The sequence below is a fragment of the Bradyrhizobium sp. YR681 genome, from assembly GCF_000282615.1.
Lineage (GTDB): Bacteria > Pseudomonadota > Alphaproteobacteria > Rhizobiales > Xanthobacteraceae > Bradyrhizobium.
On record NZ_AKIY01000013.1, the window covers coordinates 1 to 18,128 of the forward strand.

The following is an 18,128-nucleotide window of genomic DNA, read 5'->3' on the forward strand; positions in this document are numbered from 1 at the left end:
CCGCCGCTACCGGCTCGACTCCATCGAGGGTCGCCCGACCGCCGAGGAGGTGCGCGTCAATCGCACCCTCACCCCGCAGCAGATGGCCGAAAAATACCGCACCGACCGCGACCACGCCCATGAAGGGCCGATGTTCGGCTATGTGAAGCGCGCCCATCCGCACGCCGGTGATGATGCGATCAGGCAGGCCATCATCACCGCCGTCAGGTTCGAGGATGCCACCTTCGCGCACTTCAACTGGAACGGCGATTTCTGGGAGTGCGTTGTGCGCGCCGTCGCGCGCGCGGCCGCTCAATATCCGGACTTTCTCGAGACGACCTATCGCGACGCCCGCAACAACGTCGCCTACTACTACAAGTGAGCTAGAAGCACAGCGTGGTGACGAGCTTGCCCTGCTTGTCCTTGATCGCATAGGGGCAGCGCAGCCGCTCCAGCGCCTGCTTGGCGTCCGCGTCGCCGAGCGCCGCGGCGCGCTCGTAATAGGCCTTTGCGGCGTCCTTGTCCTTCGGACCGCCGCGGCCCTCCTGGGCGAACGCGCCCATCCGCTCCAGCGCGCCGGGATGGTTTTGCGCGGCCGCCTTCTCGAACAGCGCGCGCGCTGCGACGTCGTCCTTTGCGCCACCGTCGCCTTCGGAGAGCATCAGGCCGAGCTGGTACTGCGCCTCCGCATTGGTCTCGGCGGACTTGGCCAGCAGCGCGCGGGCCTGGGCGGGATCGGCCGGCGCGCTACCTCCCGTACCGCCGAGCGCGGCAAGATTGCTGACCCCGCGGGGATTGCCTGATTGCGCCGCCTTCTCGAACAGCTTCCGCGCTTGCGCCTCGTCCCTGGCAACGCCTGCACCAGTGCCATAGAGCACGCCGAGCTCGACCATGGCCGCGCTCGATCCCTTGTCGGCCGCCTTGCGCCAGGCGGCGATCGCCTCCGCCGTCTGGCGGCCGGCAGCGTAGGCGCGGCCCAGCTCGAACATCGCGCGGCGCGAGGAGCCTGCCGCCTGCTTGCAGAACTTGATGGCGGTCGCGACGTCGGAGGACGCGATCTCCGCCACGCCCTTCACGTCGGCCGGCTTGTCGGGATCGCTGGGATCGGCGGCGACGCGGTCGCACAGGACGAGGTCGGCCGATTGCGCATGCACAGCCAGGGGCGCGGCAAGCGCGAGGATGATGGCAAGGAGATAGGTTCGCATGGGCGCCACGTTGCGTCCCCGTCCCGGCAAATTCAAGGCTCGAGTCCTGACTGGCGGAGAACGGGCACGACCTCGGGCGACGCCAGATAGCGCAGCAGCCGATCCGCGGCGTCGGCCTGCTTCGCGTTCGCCATGCGGCCCGCGGAGAACACGGCCGGCGTCTGCAACTCGTGCGGAACGGGGCCGACCACCGCGATGCCCGCGACCTGCTTCAGCTCGCTGACCTGCTGCACGGCGAGGTCAGCCTCGCCGCTGACGAGCCGCTCCGCCGTAAAACCCTGCTCGACGATGGTCGCCTTGGCGTTGATCTCGGCCGCGATCCCCATCCGCACGATCAACCGGGCGAAGTAGACGCCGCTTGCGCCCAGCCGCGAATAGGCGATGGAGCGCGCCGCCAGCAGCGTCGTGCGCAGCGCGGCTTCGCTGCCGATATCGGGATGCTTCTGCCCTGCCCGCACAGCGATGCCGACATAGGAGCGCGCCAGATCGGCCGCGCTCCCGGCGATCACGCGGCCCTCGCCGATCATTTCGTCGAGCCCCTCGCGTGTCAGGATCACGAGATCCGCAGCCTCGCCGTCACGCAGCCGCCTGAGCAGTGCCAGGGTCGGCGCGAAATCCGCGTCGACGTGAATCCCGCTGGCGGTCTCGAAGGCGGACGACAGGCTGCGCATCGCACCCATCAGGCCCAGCGTCGAGAGCATGCGAATTTTTTCCATGGACTATTCCTGTCGCGATCAGGCGCGGTGCATCAGCTTGAGCGCGGCGGTGAGGCGCAAGGAGCGCTTGCCTGCGAGCGCCGTCGCCTCCAGCACCGCCTGCTCGGCGTCATACGTGCCGGAGAAGCCGATGCCGACCTCGTGGCCGCCGAAGATCGGATCGTCCTTGGCCGGCGTGTGCTCCTGGTTGAGGATCTGGCCCTTCCAGCGCCCGTTCGCGGCGGTATAGCTGCCGAGATAGTAGAACGCGGCATCGCCGCCGAGGATGCGGCCCCGGTTGAGCAGCATCACGCCGGTCAGGCCGCCATCGACGCCGTCGAGCATGCGCAGGTGGATCGAGTAGAGCCCATCGGCAATACCGGCCTCGCCGACGCCGCCGGCGATCGGCACTTCGTCCTCCGTGATCGGCGTCATCACCGACTGGAAGGGCACACCCGGCAGCTCCTTCAGCTCACCCTTGAAACGATAGAGATCGCCGTCGGGCCAGCCTTTCGCCAGCAGGGTCGCATCATCGGTGCCGGCCATGGCGCGGTAGTTCGGGTCAGGGTTGTGGCGGACGGTCTTGATCACGACGTCGACGCCGCCCTCGATCTTGTCGTAGCTGCCGATATGGGCGAAGGCCGAATTGCCGCCGAGCATCTTGCCATTGCCGGCATGCATCACGCTCCGGCCGACACTGTCGCCGAGCTGAAATCGAACCTTGTAGAAGCCTTCAAACACCAGCCGTCCCCGGCCCCGCGCGCATCCAGGGCCACTCTATCCCGCTTTCGACGGCGATGGACAAGTTTCAACGCGGACAGGCCCGGCAGGCCACAGGAACGCGCGTCATCAAAATGCAAAAAATCCGCCGGAGCCTTGCAGCTCCGGCGGATTGAGAGCCAACCCGGGCCAGCCCCCCAGCCCGGGCCGGGAGGATCTTAGGCCGCGGCCTTCTTGTCGGCGGGGACCGACGCGATCGTCTTCAGGATCTGCGAAGCGATCTGGTATGGGTCGCCCTGCGAGTTCGGACGGCGGTCTTCCAGATAGCCCTTGTAGCCGTTGTTGACGAAGGAGTGCGGAACGCGGATCGAGGCGCCGCGATCGGCAACGCCGTAGCTGAACTTGTTCCACGGCGCGGTCTCGTGCTTGCCGGTCAGACGCTTGTCGTTGTCCGGGCCGTAGACGGCGATGTGATCCATCAGGTTCTTGTCGAAGGCGGCCATCAGCGCCTCGAAGTACTCCTTGCCGCCGACCGTACGCATGTACTCGGTGGAGAAGTTGGCGTGCATGCCGGAGCCGTTCCAGTCGGTGTCTCCGAGCGGCTTGCAGTGGAACTCGATGTCGATGCCGTACTTCTCGGTCAGGCGCAGCATCAGGTAGCGGGCCATCCACATTTCGTCAGCGGCCTTCTTGGAGCCCTTGCCGAAGATCTGGAATTCCCACTGGCCCTTCGCGACTTCCGCGTTGATGCCTTCATGGTTGATGCCGGCCGCGAGGCAGAGGTCGAGATGCTCTTCGACGATCTTGCGGGCGACGTCGCCGACGTTCGAGAAGCCGACGCCGGTGTAGTACGGACCCTGCGGGGCCGGATAACCGGAAGCCGGGAAGCCGAGCGGACGGCCGTCCTTGTAGAAGAAGTATTCCTGCTCGAAGCCGAACCAGGCGCCGGCATCGTCGAGAATGGTGGCGCGCTTGTTGGAGGCGTGCGGGGTCTTGCCGTCGGGCATCATGACTTCGCACATCACGAGCACGCCGTTGGTGCGCGCACCGTCCGGGAAGACGGCGACGGGCTTCAGCACGCAATCCGAGCTGTGGCCTTCGGCCTGCTGGGTGGAGGAGCCATCGAAGCCCCAGAGCGGAAGCTGCTCGAGCGTCGGGAACGACGCGAATTCCTTGATCTGAGTTTTGCCGCGCAAGTTCGGAGTCGGCGTATATCCGTCGAGCCAGATGTACTCGAGCTTATACTTGGTCATTGAGCCTCTCTGTAGATGATGCGAAAGGTGGGGGCCCGGGGGCCCCCGCACGATTGTTTACCCGGCCACCATCGGCCGACCGTTTACAAGCATTTAACGTGCCAAAAGGCCGCACTGCGGGAGCTTCTCCACAGCGGCCGGGCTCTCCCCGCGGCCGGCCGGCCGTCCACAACGGCGTGCGTCATAGCGGCGCACCTTTGCGTGAAGCTGCACCGCAAAAATTCCGCGGAAAACGCCTGATTCTGGAGCAGGCCGGCCTGTGCCGGAGGTTGCCGATGAAACGCGCATCAACGTCCGGCAATATTCGCAAAGTCTCCGGCCCACCGCCGGCAACCTTCGCAATGGCTCAAGCGTTAGTCATCCAGCTGGTGCCTTGGAGGATGCAGAAAGCACGCTGCCTAGAAAATGAGCCGAAACTGATTTTCTTTTCAGCACTTCCCAATTGGGAGGGCGAGGCCGATATGGGGATTCCAGTAACCACAATCAAACGAGTCGCACGCACCATGGAGGCCAAGGCGCTTCGACCCGGGAGCAAATCGAAATGATGAACAATGGACTGAGTCAGGGATCTGCAAAGATCTATCAATTCCCTGCCGGGGGCCGCGCGGCTCTCGCCGGGCGCCGCTATGGCGAGACCCGCTATCCTGCCGATCACGCGTCGCTGTCCGCGAACGCCTCGATCTGCAGCGACAGCTGGTACCACCAGGACGCGGTCGACGAAGCAAAGCCCAAATGGGAACGCTAATGCCAGTGTTTGGTAAGATACCGCGGCGCTCTCCTGAGCGACCGACGGCAGTTTGAAAAAGGGTCGAAACAACGAAGTTTCGACCCTTTTTGATTCGTGCTGGCCTCGTGGCTAGATCCCGGGCTTTTCGATCACCGTGCAGGCCGTGACCGGCCGCTTCAGATGCTTGACCGTGGTCGCTCCGGTCTTGCCGATCCTCAGCGTGACCCCAGCCCCCGAATAGCGCGCGCCAGACAGCGTCAGCCGCCTCTCCAGCGTGGCCGGTTCGCCGTCGATCTGGAGGAAGGCACGATTGTCGTGGTCATAAAACCCGACGATGAACTGCGTACCATCGGTGCAGCGATAGGTTCGGAACGTCTGCGCGTCCGCCTGCCGTGCGCCCAAAACCCCGCCCGCCAGCATGGTGGTCGCCAAAACAATGGCCTTGTGCCGGCCCATGATTACCCCCTGAATGCACTCAAGGACGCCGTTCGTGCGCCCAGTGGAAACATAACCCAAGTTGATCTCATGCCAGATTCCCCCGCCCGCCACCTCGCCTTGCAAGGCGCCAGCAATTTCCGCGATCTCGGCGGCTATCCGACCATCGATGGCCGCACCACGCGCTGGCAGCACATCTTCCGCTCCAACCATCTCGGCCAGCTCACCACCGACGACATCGCGGTGGTCCGCGCGCTCGGCGTCAGAAGCGCATTCGACTTTCGCGGCGTCGAAGAGCGCACCGCCGGCGTCTGCGTCGTCGACGAGATCGCCGTGCATTCGCTGCCGATCGAGCCGACGGTGGTCGCCGCGCTGCGCGCCGAGCTCGCGAGGGGCACGCTGACCGCACCGGTCGCGCTCGAGATCATGCGCGAATCCTATCGCAACTATGTCCGCCACAACACGCACAGCTTTCGCGCGCTGTTCGGCCATCTGCTGGAAGACCGCGCGCCGCTCGTGATCCATTGCACCGCCGGCAAGGACCGCACCGGCTTTGCCAGCGCGCTGATCCTGCATGCATTGGGGGTCGGCGACGACGTCATTGCCGAGGACTATCTGCTGACCAACCAGCACTACAAGCGCGATGCAACGGCTGCCACCGATCTGCCTGACGATGTCCGCAGTGCAATCAGCAGCGTCGAGGCCTCATATCTTGCGGCGGCATTCGACGCGGTCGCCAAGGACTATGGCGATCTCGAAACCTACTTGCGCGACGGGCTCAAGCTCGGCACAGCAGAACGCACCGCGCTGAAGGCGCGCTATCTGCAGGCGTAGGCCGCACCGCCGGAGAACGACAATGCAAGGCAAGGTTCTGATCGTCACCGGGGCCCTCGGTGCTCTCGGCAAAGCGGTTGCGGAGGTCGCGCAGTCCCGCGGCGCACGGATCGCCGGCATCGACCACGCGCCCTCGCAGACACCGGCGATGCCTGAAAGCATCGAGATCGGCGGCGTCGACCTCTCCGACGCGGCGCAGGCGACGGCGGCGGTCGATGCCGCGGCAAAGCACTTTGGCCGTCTCGACGCCCTGATCAACATCGCCGGCGGCTTCGCCTTCGAGAGCGTCGGTGACGGCGACATCAAGACCTGGCAGCGCATGTATGCCCTCAACGTGCTGACCGCGCTCAACGCCTCGCGCGCGGCGCTGCCGCATCTCGCTGCGTCCAAGGCCGGCCGCATCGTCAACATCGGCGCCATGGGCGCGCTCCAGGCCGGCAACGGCATGGGCCCCTATGCTGCGTCGAAAGCCGGCGTGCATCGCCTCACCGAGGCGCTGGCCAGCGAATGGAAGGGCAAGGTGACGGTCAACGCGGTACTGCCCTCGATCATCGACACCAAGGCCAACCGCACGGACATGCCGAAAGCGGACTTTTCCAAATGGGTGACGCCGCAGGAGCTCGCCGAAGTGATCCTGTTCCTTGCCAGCGATGCTGCCAGCGGCATCACCGGCGCACTGATCCCGGTCGGCGGGCGGGTGTGATCAGTCCGGCACCAATAGCCGCAAATTGCCCTTGAAGCGGATGCTCTGCTTGCCGGCCAGCGCAATGCCCTCGCCATAGGCCGTTTCGTCGGTGTAGGTGCCGCTGAAGCCGATGGTCACGACCTTGCGGCCCCACACCGGGCGCTCGTCGAACGAGGGCGAGTGCTCCTCGTTGGTCAGTTCGCCCTTCCACTTGCCGTTGGCCGAGGCATAGGTTCCGTAGGCGAAGAAGAATGAATCGCCACCCCGCATGGTGCCGTCGCGCAAGACCATGACGCCTTGATTGCCGCCCTGAACGGCATCCAGCATCTCGATGCGAATGTGGTAAAGCCCGTTCCTGATTGTCATTGTCGTCAAGCGCCCGGCTGACCCGCCCGCAGGATAGCCGCACCACCCGTTCCCGATCAAATGGCGGAGAGCCCGAGTCCGATCCGGGCTAAACTGACAGCAACTGATTCTCCGATCGGATATCACCCGGACGCTTTCTTTGGAAACCGCGCTCTACCTGCCCGTCAAACGCTTCCTCGAAGAGCTCGGCTTCACCGTGAAGGGCGAGATCGGCGGCTGCGATCTCGTGGGCCTCAGCGCCGGCGATCCGCCGGTGGTGGTGATCGGCGAGCTCAAGCTCGCCTTCAATCTCGAGCTGATCCTCCAGGCGGTCGACCGCGCGCCTGCTGGCGACGAGGTCTGGATCGCCGCAAAAATGTCGGTGCGCGGCAAGGGACGAGAGAGCGACGCGCGCTATCGCAATCTCTGCCGCCGCCTCGGCTTCGGTATGCTCGGGGTAACCGAGCGCGGCCAGGTCGAGGTGCTGGTCAAACCGCCCACGGCCGCGCCGCGCCGCGAACCGAAAAAGCGCTCGCGGCTCGTTTCCGAGCATCAGCGCCGCCAGGGCGACCCCGTGCTCGGTGGCAGCACGCGCGCGCCGATCATGACGGCCTATCGGCAGCAGGCGCTGGCCTGCGCCTCGGAGCTCGCTGAAGGCCCGCGGCGCGTGCGCGAGCTGCGCGAACGCTGTCCCGATGCCGGCAAGATCTTGCTTAACAATGTGTATGGCTGGTTCGAACGCGCGGACCGGGGAATCTACGGGCTTACGGAGGCCGGGCACGCCGCGCTGAAGCGCTGGCCGCAGCAACGGGCTGGCGGCGACACCGGTGTCGCGTCACCGCCATGACACCCGACCGGTGCATAGCTGAGATGCCACACGGATTTCATATTGCAATGCAACATTCGCGGCACTAGGTATCCCGGCATCACAACGAGGCCGTTATGAACGCAGACTGGAATACCAAATATGGCACGCGGCGCGTGCGTCACGATCCGCCCACCCTGGACGAGGCGATTTTCGCCGCCGTCGGCATCACCGACGACCAGGAGCAGCAGGCCGAGATCGCCGCAGCGCTGATGGGGATGCCGCTCGATGTCGTTCAGGCCGAGGTGAAGAAGCAGGCCCGCACCAACAGCCGTATCACCGCCACGCGCGTGATCGCCGGCGAACAGGGCGCGCAGCGCTCCGTCGTGGTGGAACGCCGCGTCGTGCGCCGCTTCGGCAACGACAAGCGCACCGGCACCTGAGCGCTCATTTCACGACCTGAAATACAAAAGCGGACCGGTTTTGCCGGTCCGCTTTTTGATTCCGGCCTGCCTTTTGGCTCAGGCGGCGCGATTGCCATACATGCTGGAAATGATCTTCCAGCAAGTCGAGTTGAAGCTGAGAAGAGCGCGTCCAGCCGCGAACGGCGAGGCCGCAAGATCAGCAAGCTCGGCCTCGGGCGTCTTGGCGAGTTCGATCGTGCCGGTCGATTCGCCATGACGGAACTGCAGATTCGCGCCGAACTTCCTGGCAAGCGCCCGCATCGCGTGATTCTCGGCGCCCGTGGTGATGCGCAGGCGCTTGTAACCTTTCCAGCGCGCTTCCGCGATCAGACGGCTGAACAGGATGGTCCCGACGTTCTGCCGTCGCGCAGAAGCTTCGACGCTGAAGGCGACTTCCGGCAGCGAATCGCCCTCCGGCGGATGAAGCTCGGCCGCACCGCGAACCACGCCGTCGACAATATAGGCAACGATCACAGTGCCGTCCTCGGCGCAGCGGGCTGCGTAACGCTCGATGAAGCTGTCGTCGAGAAAGCCGTTGAAGCGGTCGTGCCGGCTTCCGGCATCGAGCCTCAGCAGATGATCGCGCAGAAGCGGCAATTCTTCCTGCTGGCTCAGGGTCCGCACATAGCCCGGAACGGACGTTGCGCGGGTCGTCTCTTCAAGTACCACGTCAAAACTCCTCTTGGTGTCCCTCGAGGAGGCGTTCGAATCCCTAGACCCCCTATATTGTGCATCGCAACAAATTTTTCAAGACGGGAACCTGCCCAAGTTTCGGGCATCGGGAGCGACTAATTCGTTAACAAAATCAAAGCCCCGTAGTCTTACAGGACCAGCTGCGTCTGGGTCACCACAGCCACCAGCTTGCCGTCCTCGGTTTCCAGCCGGGTGGTCCAGACCTGGGTGCGGCGGCCCCTGTGGACCGGTGTGGCGGTGGCGATCACAGTGGCTCCCTCCTTCGCGCCGCCGATGAAATTGGTCTTGCTCTCGAGCGTGGTCGTTCCCTTGGCGTCTTCCGGCAGATTGATCACGGTCGCGGCCGCCCCGACGGAATCGGCCAGCGCCATCACGGCACCGCCATGGATGGTGTGGTGAAGCGTGCAGAGATCGGGCCTGACCGTCATCCGCGCCACCACGCGGTCCTTCTCGGCCTCGACGAATTCGACGCCCTTGAGCTCGGCGAACGGCATCTTCATCGCTTTAAGTTTCTCGAGCGGCGTCATCATATCTCCTCCCAATGCGTTGTTGTCTCAACGTGAATTGCTTCGGGCGGCAAAGCAATGACGTCGGAGGTCATGGCCGTCGTGACATCGAGCGCGGCATGAGCGCATATGATCCTGCCATGCGCCACTTCCCACCCCGCCGCATCGTCTGCCTGACCGAAGAGACGGTCGAAACGCTGTACCTGCTCGGCGAGCAGGACCGTATCGTCGGCGTCTCCGGCTATGCCGTTCGCCCGCCGCAGGTGCGCCGCGAGAAGCCGCGGGTGTCGGCCTTCGTGTCGGCAGACATCCCGAAGGTCCTGGCGCTGGAGCCGGACCTGGTGCTCGCCTTCTCCGATCTCCAGGCCGGCATCGTCGCCGACCTCGTGCGCGCCGGCGTCGATGTCCACGTCTTCAACCAGCGCGATGTCACCGGCATTTTGGCGATGATCCGGACGCTGGGCGCGCTGGTGGGGGCGGCCGGACGAGCGGAGGAACTCGCGCAAGGGTACGAACGCCGCCTCGCCGCGATCGCCGCAGCACCCCGCCCCTCGCGGCGGCCAAAGGTCTATTTCGAGGAGTGGGACGATCCGTTGATCTCCGGAATCGGCTGGGTGTCCGAACTGATCGAGATCGCCGGCGGCGAGGATGTGTTTCCCGAGTTGCGCCATCGGCAGGCAGCGAAGGATCGTATCGTCTCTGCGGACGCCGTGCGTGAGGCATCCCCCGACGTGATCCTGGCGTCATGGTGCGGCAAGAAGGTGGTCCCTGCCCGCATCCGCGCCCGCGACGGCTGGCGTGAAATTCCGGCCGTACGCCACGATCGCATCGTCGAGATCAAGTCCACGATCATTCTCCAACCCGGGCCTGCCGCACTGACGGACGGGCTCGATGCGATCGTGACGGCGTTGTGGGGTGAACGCTGCTGAACGCTCATACGTCACCACTTCCACCATCAGCCCCGTCATCCTGAGGTGCGAGCCGTGCGACGCAACGCGGCGCACGGGGAGCCTCGAAGGATGAACGGCCCCGATGCAGCCGGGCCGTCGCCCTTCGAGGCTCGCCGAAGAGGCGAGCACCTCAGAGCGACGGTGATGACTGCTCACGTCACCGCATTCACGACCTGATATTCCGGCCGGCGCCACACCTCGCCTGCGATCACCTCCTCGATGATCTCGGCTGCCTGCAGGATCTCGCTCTCCCCGATATACAGCGGTGTGATCCCGAAACGCATGATGTCAGGCGCACGGAAATCGCCGATCAGGCCGCGAGCGATCAGAGCCTGCATGGCGGCATAGCCGCCGTCGAATGCGAGGGAGACCTGCGAGCCACGGCGCTCGTGCGCACGCGGGGTCACGAGCTTCAAAGAGGGACAACGACGCTCGACCTCCGCTATGAGGAGATCGCCGAGCGCCAGCGAACGGGCGCGGACCTTGGCGATATCGACGCGGTCCCAGATGTCGAGCGAGGCCTCCAGCGCTGCCATCGCAAGCACCGGCGGGGTGCCGACGCGCATGCGCTCGACGCCGCCGGCGGCCGCATAGCCAAGCTCGAAGGCAAACGGCTTTTCGTGCCCCATCCAGCCCGACAGCGCGGCGCGCGCCGTATCGGCGTGACGCGGAGCAACGTAGAGGAAGGCCGGCGCACCGGGACCTGCGTTGATGTATTTGTAGGTGCAGCCGGCCGCGAAATCGGCGCCGCAGCCGGCGAGATCGACCGGCAGCGCACCGGCGGAATGGGCGAGATCCCAGACCGTGACGATTCCGAGCGCATGGGCTTTCGCCGTCAGCTTCGCCATGTCGTGACGGCGGCCAGTGCGGTAGTCGACCTCGGTGATGTACAGGACGGCGATCTCTTCCGACAAAGCCGCCTCGATCTCCTCCGGCGCGACCAGGCGCAACTGATGACCGCGGCCGAGCGTCGCGATCAGGCCCTCGGCCATGTAGAGGTCGGTCGGGAAATTGCCGGTGTCGGACAGAACGATCTTGCGAGACGCGTTCATGTCGAGCGCGGCCGCAAGCGCCTGATAGACTTTCAGCGACAGCGTGTCCCCCACCATCACCGAGCCCGCTTCCGCACCGACCAGCCGCGCGATGCGATCGCCGACATGGCGCGGCTGGGCATACCAGCCGGCCGTGTTCCAGGCGCGGATCAGCTCGTTGCCCCATTCGATGGTGATGACGCGGCCAACGCGCTCGGCAACACCCAGCGGCAGCGCACCGAGCGAATTGCCGTCGAGATAGATCACGCCATCGGGCAGATGGAACAGGGTCTTGGTATCGTCATAGACGCGATATTGGGTCATGGGGATTTCTTACAGAATGGTGCGGACGCGCCAGAGCTCGGGAAACAGCTCGACCTCCAGCATGCGCTTGAGATAGCTGACGCCGCCGGTGCCACCGGTGCCACGCTTGAAGCCGATGACCCGCTCGACCGTCGTCACATGGTTGAAGCGCCAGCGCCGAAAATAGTCTTCGAAATCGACCATCTTCTCGGCAAGCTCGTAGAGCATCCAGTGCGTCTCCGGCGCCTCGTAGACGATACGCCAGGCCTGGAGCACGCCCTCGTTGAAGCTGTGGGTTTCGCGGACGTCGCGGGCGAGCACCGCCGCCGGCATCGTGAGCCCGTTGCGGTCGGCGAGCCTGAGCACCTCGTCATACAGGCTCGGCGTCGCGAGCTCAGCCTCTAACAGCTTCGTCGTCTCCACATCGTGCGCGTGCGGCTTGAGCATGGCGTGGTTGCGATTACCGAGCAGAAATTCGATCAGCCGGTACTGACGCGATTGAAAGCCGGAGGACTGGCCGAGCTGCGAGCGGAAGCGCGTGTATTCGCTCGGCGTCATGGTGCGAAGCACATCCCAGGCGCCGTTGAGCTGCTCGAAGATGCGCGACATCCGCGCCAGCATCTTCATCGCCGGCTGCACTTCGTCCTTGGCGATGGCGCGGCGCGCGGCGCTGAGCTCGTGGATGGCAAGCCGCATCCACAGCTCGGTGGTCTGATGCTGGATGATGAACAGCATCTCGTCATGCGCCTCTGACAGAGGATGCTGCGCGCCAAGAATCTTATCCAACGAAAGATAGTCGCCATAGGACATGCGCCGGGCGAAATCGGTCTCGGCGCCTTCGCTTGCGGGGTCGTAATCGCTGGACGTCATGACGGACCCTTTCGATCAATCATCCCCGGCCCTCGTCAGTCGAGACCGATCAGGCGCGCGGTGATCTGCGACGACGGATCCTTGAGCCCGTCGATCACAGTGAAATGGTTCAGCGCCGGCTCGACCACGAGGTGCGTCGGCACGTCAAAGCCGGTCCAGACGTTGGCCATCAGGTCGGACTGGCGGATGAATTCCGGCCGCTCGTTGCCGCCGACCCAGGCTGTCACAGGCGAATGCCCGCGCGGCAGATGCAGCGCCGCGCTTTCGAGCGTCGCCTCCTCCATGGTCATGCGCAGCGTCTCGTTCATCCCAGTCTTGAGCAGCGGGCGCAGATCGTGCAGGCCGCTGATCGAGAGCGTGCCGGCGATGCGATTGTAGACAGCGCCATCGAGCCGGCTGTCGTCACACAGCATACGCGTGACGAGATGGCCGCCGGCCGAATGCCCGGCGAGCCGGATCGGACCGGAGACAAGCGAGGCCGCCTTGGCGATGGCGGCCGTGATCTCGGCGGTAATATCGGAGATGCGCGCGGCCGGCGTCAGCGTGTAACTCGGCAGCGCCACGGTCCAGCCATGGTGCCGCGCGCCTTCGGCGAGGTCCGTCCAGGTCGATTTGTCGAAGCGCATCCAATAGCCGCCATGGACGAAGACGACGAGGCCCTTGCTGTCGCCGTCGGGCAGGATCAGGTCGAGGTGCTGGCGCTCACCGGGGCCATAGGCGATGTCGGGACGAAAGTCCTTGAGGCCAGCGCGGTAGGCCGCCGCCCGCTCCGCCCACTGTGCCGGCATCTTGTCCGAGCCCGGGATATGGGCCGAATTGGCGTAAGCGTCATCCCAATCGCGCATCGTTACTCCTTCGGCGGACTCAAAGCCCTGCGATCGGCGCCAGTCTGCCACCGGAGGGGCCGGCATCCTAGTCTTTATTTTAAGCTTAAAACATCTGAAGAAGCCGGTGGATTGGGCAGGTCCGCGCCCGGGCAGCACTCAGTCATTGCTAGCGAAGCGAAGCAATCCAGTCCGCCTCCGCAGGCAACATTCTGGATTGCTTCGTCGCAAGTGCTCCTCGCAATGACAGCGGAGAGGCTTACGCCTTCTCCACCCCGCACCAATCCGCGATGAACAGCGCCATCGCCTTGGTCGTCTTCTTCAGCGACTCCAGATCGACGAACTCGTTGAAGCCGTGCATCTCGCCGCCGCTGGCGCCGAAGCACAGGCTCGGGATACCGTGATTGAGGCCGTAAAAGCGGGTGTCGGTCAGTGCGGTGAAGACGAGATCTTCCACAGCACCGCCATAAACCTTGTTGAACGCCTTGCCGAAGGCGGTCTCGGGCGCAGCGGAATCGGTCAGTTCATAACCTTCCGACAGGAAGCCCGACCATTCGATCTCCGGCGGATTGTTGGCGAGGAAGCGGTGGTTGCGCGAGGCGGCGGCAACGCACGCCAGAATCTCCTGCTGGTGATCGGCGACCGACCAGCCCGGCAGAATCGCGATGCGGCAGTCGACGTCGCACCAGGCCGGCACGCTGGAGGCCCAATCGCCGCCCTTGATGATGCCGGGGTTGAAGTTGATCGGATGGTTGAGCGTCTTGAAGTGCTTGTCGGCCTTGGCGCGCTCGTTCCACTCGATCTCGAGCTTTTGCAGCGCGTGGACCAGGTGATAGGCCGCCATGATCGCATTGGAGCCCGAGCCCGCGAAGGCGACATGGGTCGGATGGCCCTTCACCCGCAGGCGGAACCAGATCACGCCGACCTGGGAGCGCACCATCTTTCCGCCCGTCGGCTCCGGAATGAAGCAGGCATCGGCGCGATAGCCGCGCTGCAGCGTCGAGAGCGCGCCGACGCCGGTGCTCTCCTCCTCGATCACGGACTGGAAGTGGATGCGCGCGGTCGGCTTGAGACCCGCGGCCTTGATCGCATCGAGCGCATAGAGCGCGCCGATGGTGCCCGACTTCATGTCGCAGGCGCCGCGGCCAAACATCTTGCCGTCCTTGACAACGGGCGAGAATGGCGGCGTGTCCCACAATTCCAGCGGCCCCGCCGGGACCACGTCGCAATGGCCCTGGAGGATCAGCGATTTGCCGGCCTCGGTCGTGGGACGATACGTGCCGACAACGGTACGCGCCTTCGAGAAATCATGCTCGATCGGACCGAAGCCGCGCAGATCCTTGAGATCGTCGACATTGATGTGCCAGTCATCGACCTCGTAGCCGCGCGCGCGCAGGAGGTCGCCGATCATGTCCTGGCACGGTCCCTCGGCCCCACGGGTCGAGGGGATCGCGACGAAATCTCGGGTGGTCGCAAGCTGGGCTTCGAAGCCGGCATCGACGGCGTCAAGAATCCTCTGCTGCGTTTCGGCGTTCATCAGGCTACTCCAGGCGTTCCAATGGTTCCCAAGGGAGCGCAAGCTAGCCGATTTCAGCCATTCGGGTACTCCACAAAATAAGCATCCCGCAATGCATCTTCGAGCAGTCGGCCTTCCGAATAGCCATTGAGCGTTGCAGGCCGCTTCACGCCGTCGAGCAGGCGCGGACACGGCTCCGGCGCGCCGAGCACGGTGCGCACCGGGATGCGCTCGGCATAGATCGGCAATGCGTAGTCCTCGTCATCGTCGGCAACACCCTTGGCGCGGACTTTTGCCGAGGCCTCGTCGATCTCCATCGCGATGAAGGAGGTCGCCTTGATCTCCTGCGTGTTGCTCGCCCGCAGGCTCGCGGTGCGATCGGGGAAGAAGCGGTCGACCATCGCGATCACCGCACGCTCCTTCTCGTCCGCATCGGTGACAAGATAGGCGGTGCCGAACGCCATCACCGCGCGATAGTCGGCGGAATGATTGAAGCCGCAGCGCGCCAGCACGAGGCTGTCGAGATGGGCGACCGTCAGGCAGACGCGCTCGCCCCTGGCCTGGTTGCGCAGCATGCGGCTGGCACTCGAACCGTGCCAGTAGAGCCTGGTGCCCTCGCGCCAGAAGAAAGTCGGCGTGCAATAGGGCTGGCCGTCGATCACATAGGAGACGTGGCACATCATCGAGGAATCCAGAATGCGATGAACCGTCTCGTGATCGTAGAAGCCGCGGTCGTGACGGCGCTTGACCTGATTGCGCGCTGACGTCGGATAGGAATTCTGGTTTTCGGTCTGGCTCACGGCCGCTCCTGTCGTGCCTGGAACAATTCCAAGAGTTGTAGCCGCGGATTTGGTCTGCGATAGTACCAATTCCATGCAAAAAATTCCGACCAATTCTCCCTCCCCGGCCAAGGCCGAGCTGCCGCTCGACCTCGCTGGCCCGCACATCACGCCGGATGCTTCCGCCGCGCACCGGCTGTACCAGGCGCTGTGCGAAATGATCGTCTCCGGTCTCGTGAAGCCAGGCGAGCCGCTGCCGCCGTCGCGGACGCTGGCGAAGCAGACCGGATTTCGGCGCAACGCCATCGTCACCGCCTATGAGCGCTTGATCGCCGACGGCTTTGCCGACGCAACGATCGGCTCCGGCACATTCGTGGCCGCGCGCATTCCCGCGCCTGCACTCGAGCCGAACAGAGCGAAGATCGTGGTCGAGGCGCCCCGGCAAGGCGCATTCGCGCTCGGCTGCACCCATATCGACGAGCGCGCCGTGCAGCGGTTTCGCGCGTTCGTCGGCCGGCGCATGCGTGCGTTCGGGTCGGAGCATCTGCACTACGGCGATCCGCGCGGCAGCCGCGAGCTGCGCGCGGCAATCGCCGATCATCTGCTGTCGGCGCGCGGCCTGCGCTGCGATCCCGACCAGATCATGCTCACGTCAGGTACGTTGCATGCGCTGCGCATCGTGCTGAGCGCGATCCTCAAGCCAAACGATCAGGTCTGGTGCGAAGACCCAGGTTATCCCGCCGCGCGCAAGACGATCGCGCATTGCGGCTATCGCGCCGTGCCCGTTCCCGTCGACGAGCACGGCATGCGTGTCGCCAAGGGCCGCACGACGGGGCCGAAGGCACGTGCGGCCTATGTCACGCCCTCGCACCAGTTTCCACTGGGGGTGCAGATGTCGATGCCGCGACGGCTGGAGTTACTTGACTGGGCCAGACAGGCCGGCGCCTTCGTGCTGGAGGACGATTACGACAGCGAGTTCCGCTATGACGGCGCGCCGCTGATGTCGCTCGCCGGGATCGACCATCTCCAGCGCGTGATCTACATGGGCACGTTCGCCAAGACGCTGTTTCCAGGCCTGCGCATCGGCTATTGCGCCCTGCCCGAGCGACTGGTCGCGGATGTCACCGCTGCGCGCGCCGCGCTCGATCGCTTTCCCGGCACGCTGATGGAAGGCGCGGTCGCCGACATGCTCAATTCCGGCGCGTTCGCCGCGAACCTGAAGCGCGTGCGAAAGCTCTATCGCCAAGCGCGCGACGCGCTGGTGGAGACGCTCGAAGCTGCGTCCGATGGCGTGCTGTCGGTGCCGGTGCCCTCGCAAGGGCTGCACCTCGTCGCCCGGTTCGACACGTCAGTCGATCTTGCAGTTGCCGCACAGGCGAAGCAGGCCGCCGGCGCGGAGGGCTGGTTGCTCGCCGATACCTATTCGCGCGCGCGTCCCTTGCCCGGATTCGTTCTGGGATTTTCCGGGCACGCGGTTCCAATGCTCAAGGCATCCGCGGAGCGGCTCGCGCGGGAATCACGCGCTGCCCTGCGTGCCAAGGGCAAATCGACCCGGCAGGCGTGACGAAGGGTTCCCTATCAGAATCGCTTGCCGCTCCCTACATTGCGGCCTCAATTCCGGGAGCTTTCATCATGTCACTCCGCCGTACCGCCTGCCTTTCGCTCCTGATCGCCAGCGCGCTTGCCTCGACGGCGAATGCGGCCACGGTCGGACGCGTGGAGGACATCACCGATCTGAAGCTCGGTCAGCGTGTGCTGGTGGATGATGGAACCTGCCCGGCCGGACAGGTCAAGGAAGTGCGCGGCGCGAAAATGACCGACAAGGGCATCGCGCGCACCAGCGCCTGCGTGCCGCGCTACGGCCCCAAGACGAAGTAACGGCTACGACTTCGCCGGATCGAACATGCACTGCAAGGTCGGCTTGGCGATCTTGGTGAAGGTCGGGCCGATCTCGCTTTGCTTGGATGTCGGCACCCAGTCGGTCTCGATCGTCGGCACGCCGGTCTCGCTGATGCCGCGCAGCAGCGCCTCGCGCAGATCGCGGTCCTCGACGACGGCGGCGGCATGGTCATGCAGGCAGCCGCAGACTTCCTCCGGATGCTCCCAGCGCCCAAGCATGCGCGGCGCGCACTGACGCACGAACTCGGTGCGTGGATCCGGCAGCCTTGAGGGCGCACGCACCTGCGCCTGCACGGAACTGACGGTCAGGAACGAGATGAAGGCGGCGGCGCAGAAACGACGGAACATGATGGCCTTTGCCGGCTGATTTTCTTGTTGGCGATCAGAAACGCGCGGCGACGACGATTGGCTGCGGCGCGGTCGTCGTGATCGGCGTACCGCTGTACTGGAAGGTGCCGATCCCCGGGAGACCGCCCTCGGGCGTCCCCGCGAACGAGGAACCGGCGAGCACGAAACCGAAAGCAAGGATGAAGCTGAGCGCGCGCATGGTCTTGTCCCTCAATCCCGAGGCCGGCGGTGCGCCGTCTTCGTTGTAAAGCTGATAACCATC

The 18,128-nt window shown here is 64.9% G+C and carries 25 protein-coding genes; 10 read left to right on the plus strand and 15 right to left on the minus strand.

Going from position 1 to position 18,128, the window contains the following annotated elements; translation table 11 throughout:
- A partial coding sequence (locus PMI42_RS01375) for a hypothetical protein (protein ID WP_008129880.1) occupies window positions 1–361 on the plus strand: 361 nt, incomplete at its 5' end.
- A gap of 1 nt (window position 362) precedes the next feature.
- Here PMI42_RS01375 and PMI42_RS01380 read toward each other — a convergent pair.
- The 4 genes from PMI42_RS01380 to PMI42_RS01395 form a co-directional block, all read right to left on the minus strand.
- The gene (locus PMI42_RS01380) at window positions 363–1,184 is read right to left on the minus strand and encodes a tetratricopeptide repeat protein (protein ID WP_035964214.1); all 822 of its coding nucleotides are present in this window, start codon (window positions 1,182–1,184) and stop codon (window positions 363–365) included.
- A 32-nt stretch (window positions 1,185–1,216) separates the two neighbouring features.
- The gene (locus tag PMI42_RS01385; protein WP_008129883.1) at window positions 1,217–1,900 is read right to left on the minus strand and encodes a substrate-binding domain-containing protein; all 684 of its coding nucleotides are present in this window, start codon (window positions 1,898–1,900) and stop codon (window positions 1,217–1,219) included.
- Window positions 1,901–1,918: 18 nt separating this feature from the next.
- Window positions 1,919–2,620, minus strand: coding sequence for a GrlR family regulatory protein (locus PMI42_RS01390; protein ID WP_008129885.1), 702 nt, complete (start codon window positions 2,618–2,620; stop codon window positions 1,919–1,921).
- Window positions 2,621–2,817: 197 nt separating this feature from the next.
- On the minus strand, window positions 2,818–3,852 hold the full coding sequence (locus tag PMI42_RS01395; protein WP_008129886.1) for a glutamine synthetase beta-grasp domain-containing protein: 1,035 nt from the start codon (window positions 3,850–3,852) through the stop codon (window positions 2,818–2,820).
- A gap of 275 nt (window positions 3,853–4,127) precedes the next feature.
- Between PMI42_RS01395 and PMI42_RS38375 the strand changes: the two genes are divergently transcribed.
- Entirely contained in the window at window positions 4,128–4,397 is a 270-nt protein-coding gene (locus tag PMI42_RS38375) for a hypothetical protein (RefSeq protein WP_008129887.1), read from the plus strand.
- On the plus strand, window positions 4,394–4,597 hold the full coding sequence (locus PMI42_RS01400; RefSeq protein ID WP_008129888.1) for a DUF2735 domain-containing protein: 204 nt from the start codon (window positions 4,394–4,396) through the stop codon (window positions 4,595–4,597). The genes PMI42_RS38375 and PMI42_RS01400 overlap by 4 nt, the downstream gene beginning before the upstream one ends.
- A gap of 111 nt (window positions 4,598–4,708) precedes the next feature.
- Here the strand turns inward: PMI42_RS01400 and PMI42_RS01405 are convergent, their stop codons facing one another.
- Window positions 4,709–5,035 carry an MliC family protein gene (locus PMI42_RS01405; protein ID WP_008129889.1) on the minus strand — a complete coding sequence of 109 codons (327 nt, stop codon included), beginning with the start codon at window positions 5,033–5,035 and terminating at the stop codon, window positions 4,709–4,711.
- A 69-nt stretch (window positions 5,036–5,104) separates the two neighbouring features.
- Between PMI42_RS01405 and PMI42_RS01410 the strand changes: the two genes are divergently transcribed.
- Window positions 5,105–5,848 (plus strand): tyrosine-protein phosphatase, encoded by a 744-nt coding sequence (locus PMI42_RS01410; protein WP_008129890.1) that lies wholly within the window; start codon window positions 5,105–5,107, stop codon window positions 5,846–5,848.
- Between the two features lie 22 nt (window positions 5,849–5,870).
- Complete coding sequence (locus tag PMI42_RS01415) at window positions 5,871–6,551, plus strand: SDR family oxidoreductase (protein WP_008129891.1); 681 nt, start codon at window positions 5,871–5,873, stop codon at window positions 6,549–6,551.
- On the opposite strand, the gene PMI42_RS01420 is transcribed toward PMI42_RS01415, so the two are convergent.
- Entirely contained in the window at window positions 6,552–6,899 is a 348-nt protein-coding gene (locus PMI42_RS01420; protein ID WP_008129894.1) for a GrlR family regulatory protein, read from the minus strand.
- A 139-nt stretch (window positions 6,900–7,038) separates the two neighbouring features.
- On the opposite strand from PMI42_RS01420, the gene PMI42_RS01425 reads away from it, so the two are divergent.
- Both PMI42_RS01425 and PMI42_RS01430 read left to right on the plus strand, forming a co-directional pair.
- Window positions 7,039–7,725, plus strand: a complete 687-nt coding sequence (locus tag PMI42_RS01425) for a DUF2161 domain-containing phosphodiesterase (protein ID WP_008129896.1) — start codon at window positions 7,039–7,041, stop codon at window positions 7,723–7,725.
- A gap of 95 nt (window positions 7,726–7,820) precedes the next feature.
- The gene (locus tag PMI42_RS01430) at window positions 7,821–8,126 is read left to right on the plus strand and encodes a hypothetical protein (RefSeq protein ID WP_008129897.1); all 306 of its coding nucleotides are present in this window, start codon (window positions 7,821–7,823) and stop codon (window positions 8,124–8,126) included.
- Between the two features lie 78 nt (window positions 8,127–8,204).
- Here the strand turns inward: PMI42_RS01430 and PMI42_RS01435 are convergent, their stop codons facing one another.
- The gene (locus PMI42_RS01435; RefSeq protein WP_008129899.1) at window positions 8,205–8,816 is read right to left on the minus strand and encodes a GNAT family N-acetyltransferase; all 612 of its coding nucleotides are present in this window, start codon (window positions 8,814–8,816) and stop codon (window positions 8,205–8,207) included.
- Between the two features lie 152 nt (window positions 8,817–8,968).
- Entirely contained in the window at window positions 8,969–9,367 is a 399-nt protein-coding gene (locus tag PMI42_RS01440; protein WP_008129901.1) for a PaaI family thioesterase, read from the minus strand.
- A gap of 119 nt (window positions 9,368–9,486) precedes the next feature.
- Between PMI42_RS01440 and PMI42_RS01445 the strand changes: the two genes are divergently transcribed.
- Window positions 9,487–10,275, plus strand: coding sequence for a cobalamin-binding protein (locus tag PMI42_RS01445; protein WP_035964218.1), 789 nt, complete (start codon window positions 9,487–9,489; stop codon window positions 10,273–10,275).
- A 173-nt stretch (window positions 10,276–10,448) separates the two neighbouring features.
- Here the strand turns inward: PMI42_RS01445 and kynU are convergent, their stop codons facing one another.
- The 5 genes from kynU to PMI42_RS01470 form a co-directional block, all read right to left on the minus strand.
- Entirely contained in the window at window positions 10,449–11,651 is a 1,203-nt protein-coding gene (kynU, locus tag PMI42_RS01450) for a kynureninase (RefSeq protein ID WP_008129905.1), read from the minus strand.
- A gap of 9 nt (window positions 11,652–11,660) precedes the next feature.
- A complete protein-coding gene (gene kynA / locus PMI42_RS01455) occupies window positions 11,661–12,500 on the minus strand; it encodes a tryptophan 2,3-dioxygenase (protein ID WP_008129906.1) in 840 nt (279 codons plus the stop codon).
- A 35-nt stretch (window positions 12,501–12,535) separates the two neighbouring features.
- On the minus strand, window positions 12,536–13,345 hold the full coding sequence (locus tag PMI42_RS01460) for a hormone-sensitive lipase (RefSeq protein ID WP_008129907.1): 810 nt from the start codon (window positions 13,343–13,345) through the stop codon (window positions 12,536–12,538).
- Between the two features lie 238 nt (window positions 13,346–13,583).
- Window positions 13,584–14,861, minus strand: coding sequence for an ArgE/DapE family deacylase (locus tag PMI42_RS01465; protein WP_008129908.1), 1,278 nt, complete (start codon window positions 14,859–14,861; stop codon window positions 13,584–13,586).
- Window positions 14,862–14,914: 53 nt separating this feature from the next.
- Complete coding sequence (locus PMI42_RS01470) at window positions 14,915–15,640, minus strand: pyridoxamine 5'-phosphate oxidase family protein (RefSeq protein ID WP_008129909.1); 726 nt, start codon at window positions 15,638–15,640, stop codon at window positions 14,915–14,917.
- A gap of 73 nt (window positions 15,641–15,713) precedes the next feature.
- Between PMI42_RS01470 and pdxR the strand changes: the two genes are divergently transcribed.
- Window positions 15,714–17,183 (plus strand): MocR-like pyridoxine biosynthesis transcription factor PdxR, encoded by a 1,470-nt coding sequence (pdxR, locus tag PMI42_RS01475; RefSeq protein WP_008129910.1) that lies wholly within the window; start codon window positions 15,714–15,716, stop codon window positions 17,181–17,183.
- A gap of 68 nt (window positions 17,184–17,251) precedes the next feature.
- Window positions 17,252–17,497, plus strand: coding sequence for a DUF6719 family protein (locus tag PMI42_RS01480; RefSeq protein ID WP_008129911.1), 246 nt, complete (start codon window positions 17,252–17,254; stop codon window positions 17,495–17,497).
- A gap of 3 nt (window positions 17,498–17,500) precedes the next feature.
- On the opposite strand, the gene PMI42_RS01485 is transcribed toward PMI42_RS01480, so the two are convergent.
- Both PMI42_RS01485 and PMI42_RS39880 read right to left on the minus strand, forming a co-directional pair.
- Complete coding sequence (locus tag PMI42_RS01485; protein ID WP_008129912.1) at window positions 17,501–17,866, minus strand: hypothetical protein; 366 nt, start codon at window positions 17,864–17,866, stop codon at window positions 17,501–17,503.
- A gap of 34 nt (window positions 17,867–17,900) precedes the next feature.
- On the minus strand, window positions 17,901–18,065 hold the full coding sequence (locus PMI42_RS39880) for a hypothetical protein (protein WP_008129913.1): 165 nt from the start codon (window positions 18,063–18,065) through the stop codon (window positions 17,901–17,903).
- Window positions 18,066–18,128: the final 63 nt, after the last annotated feature.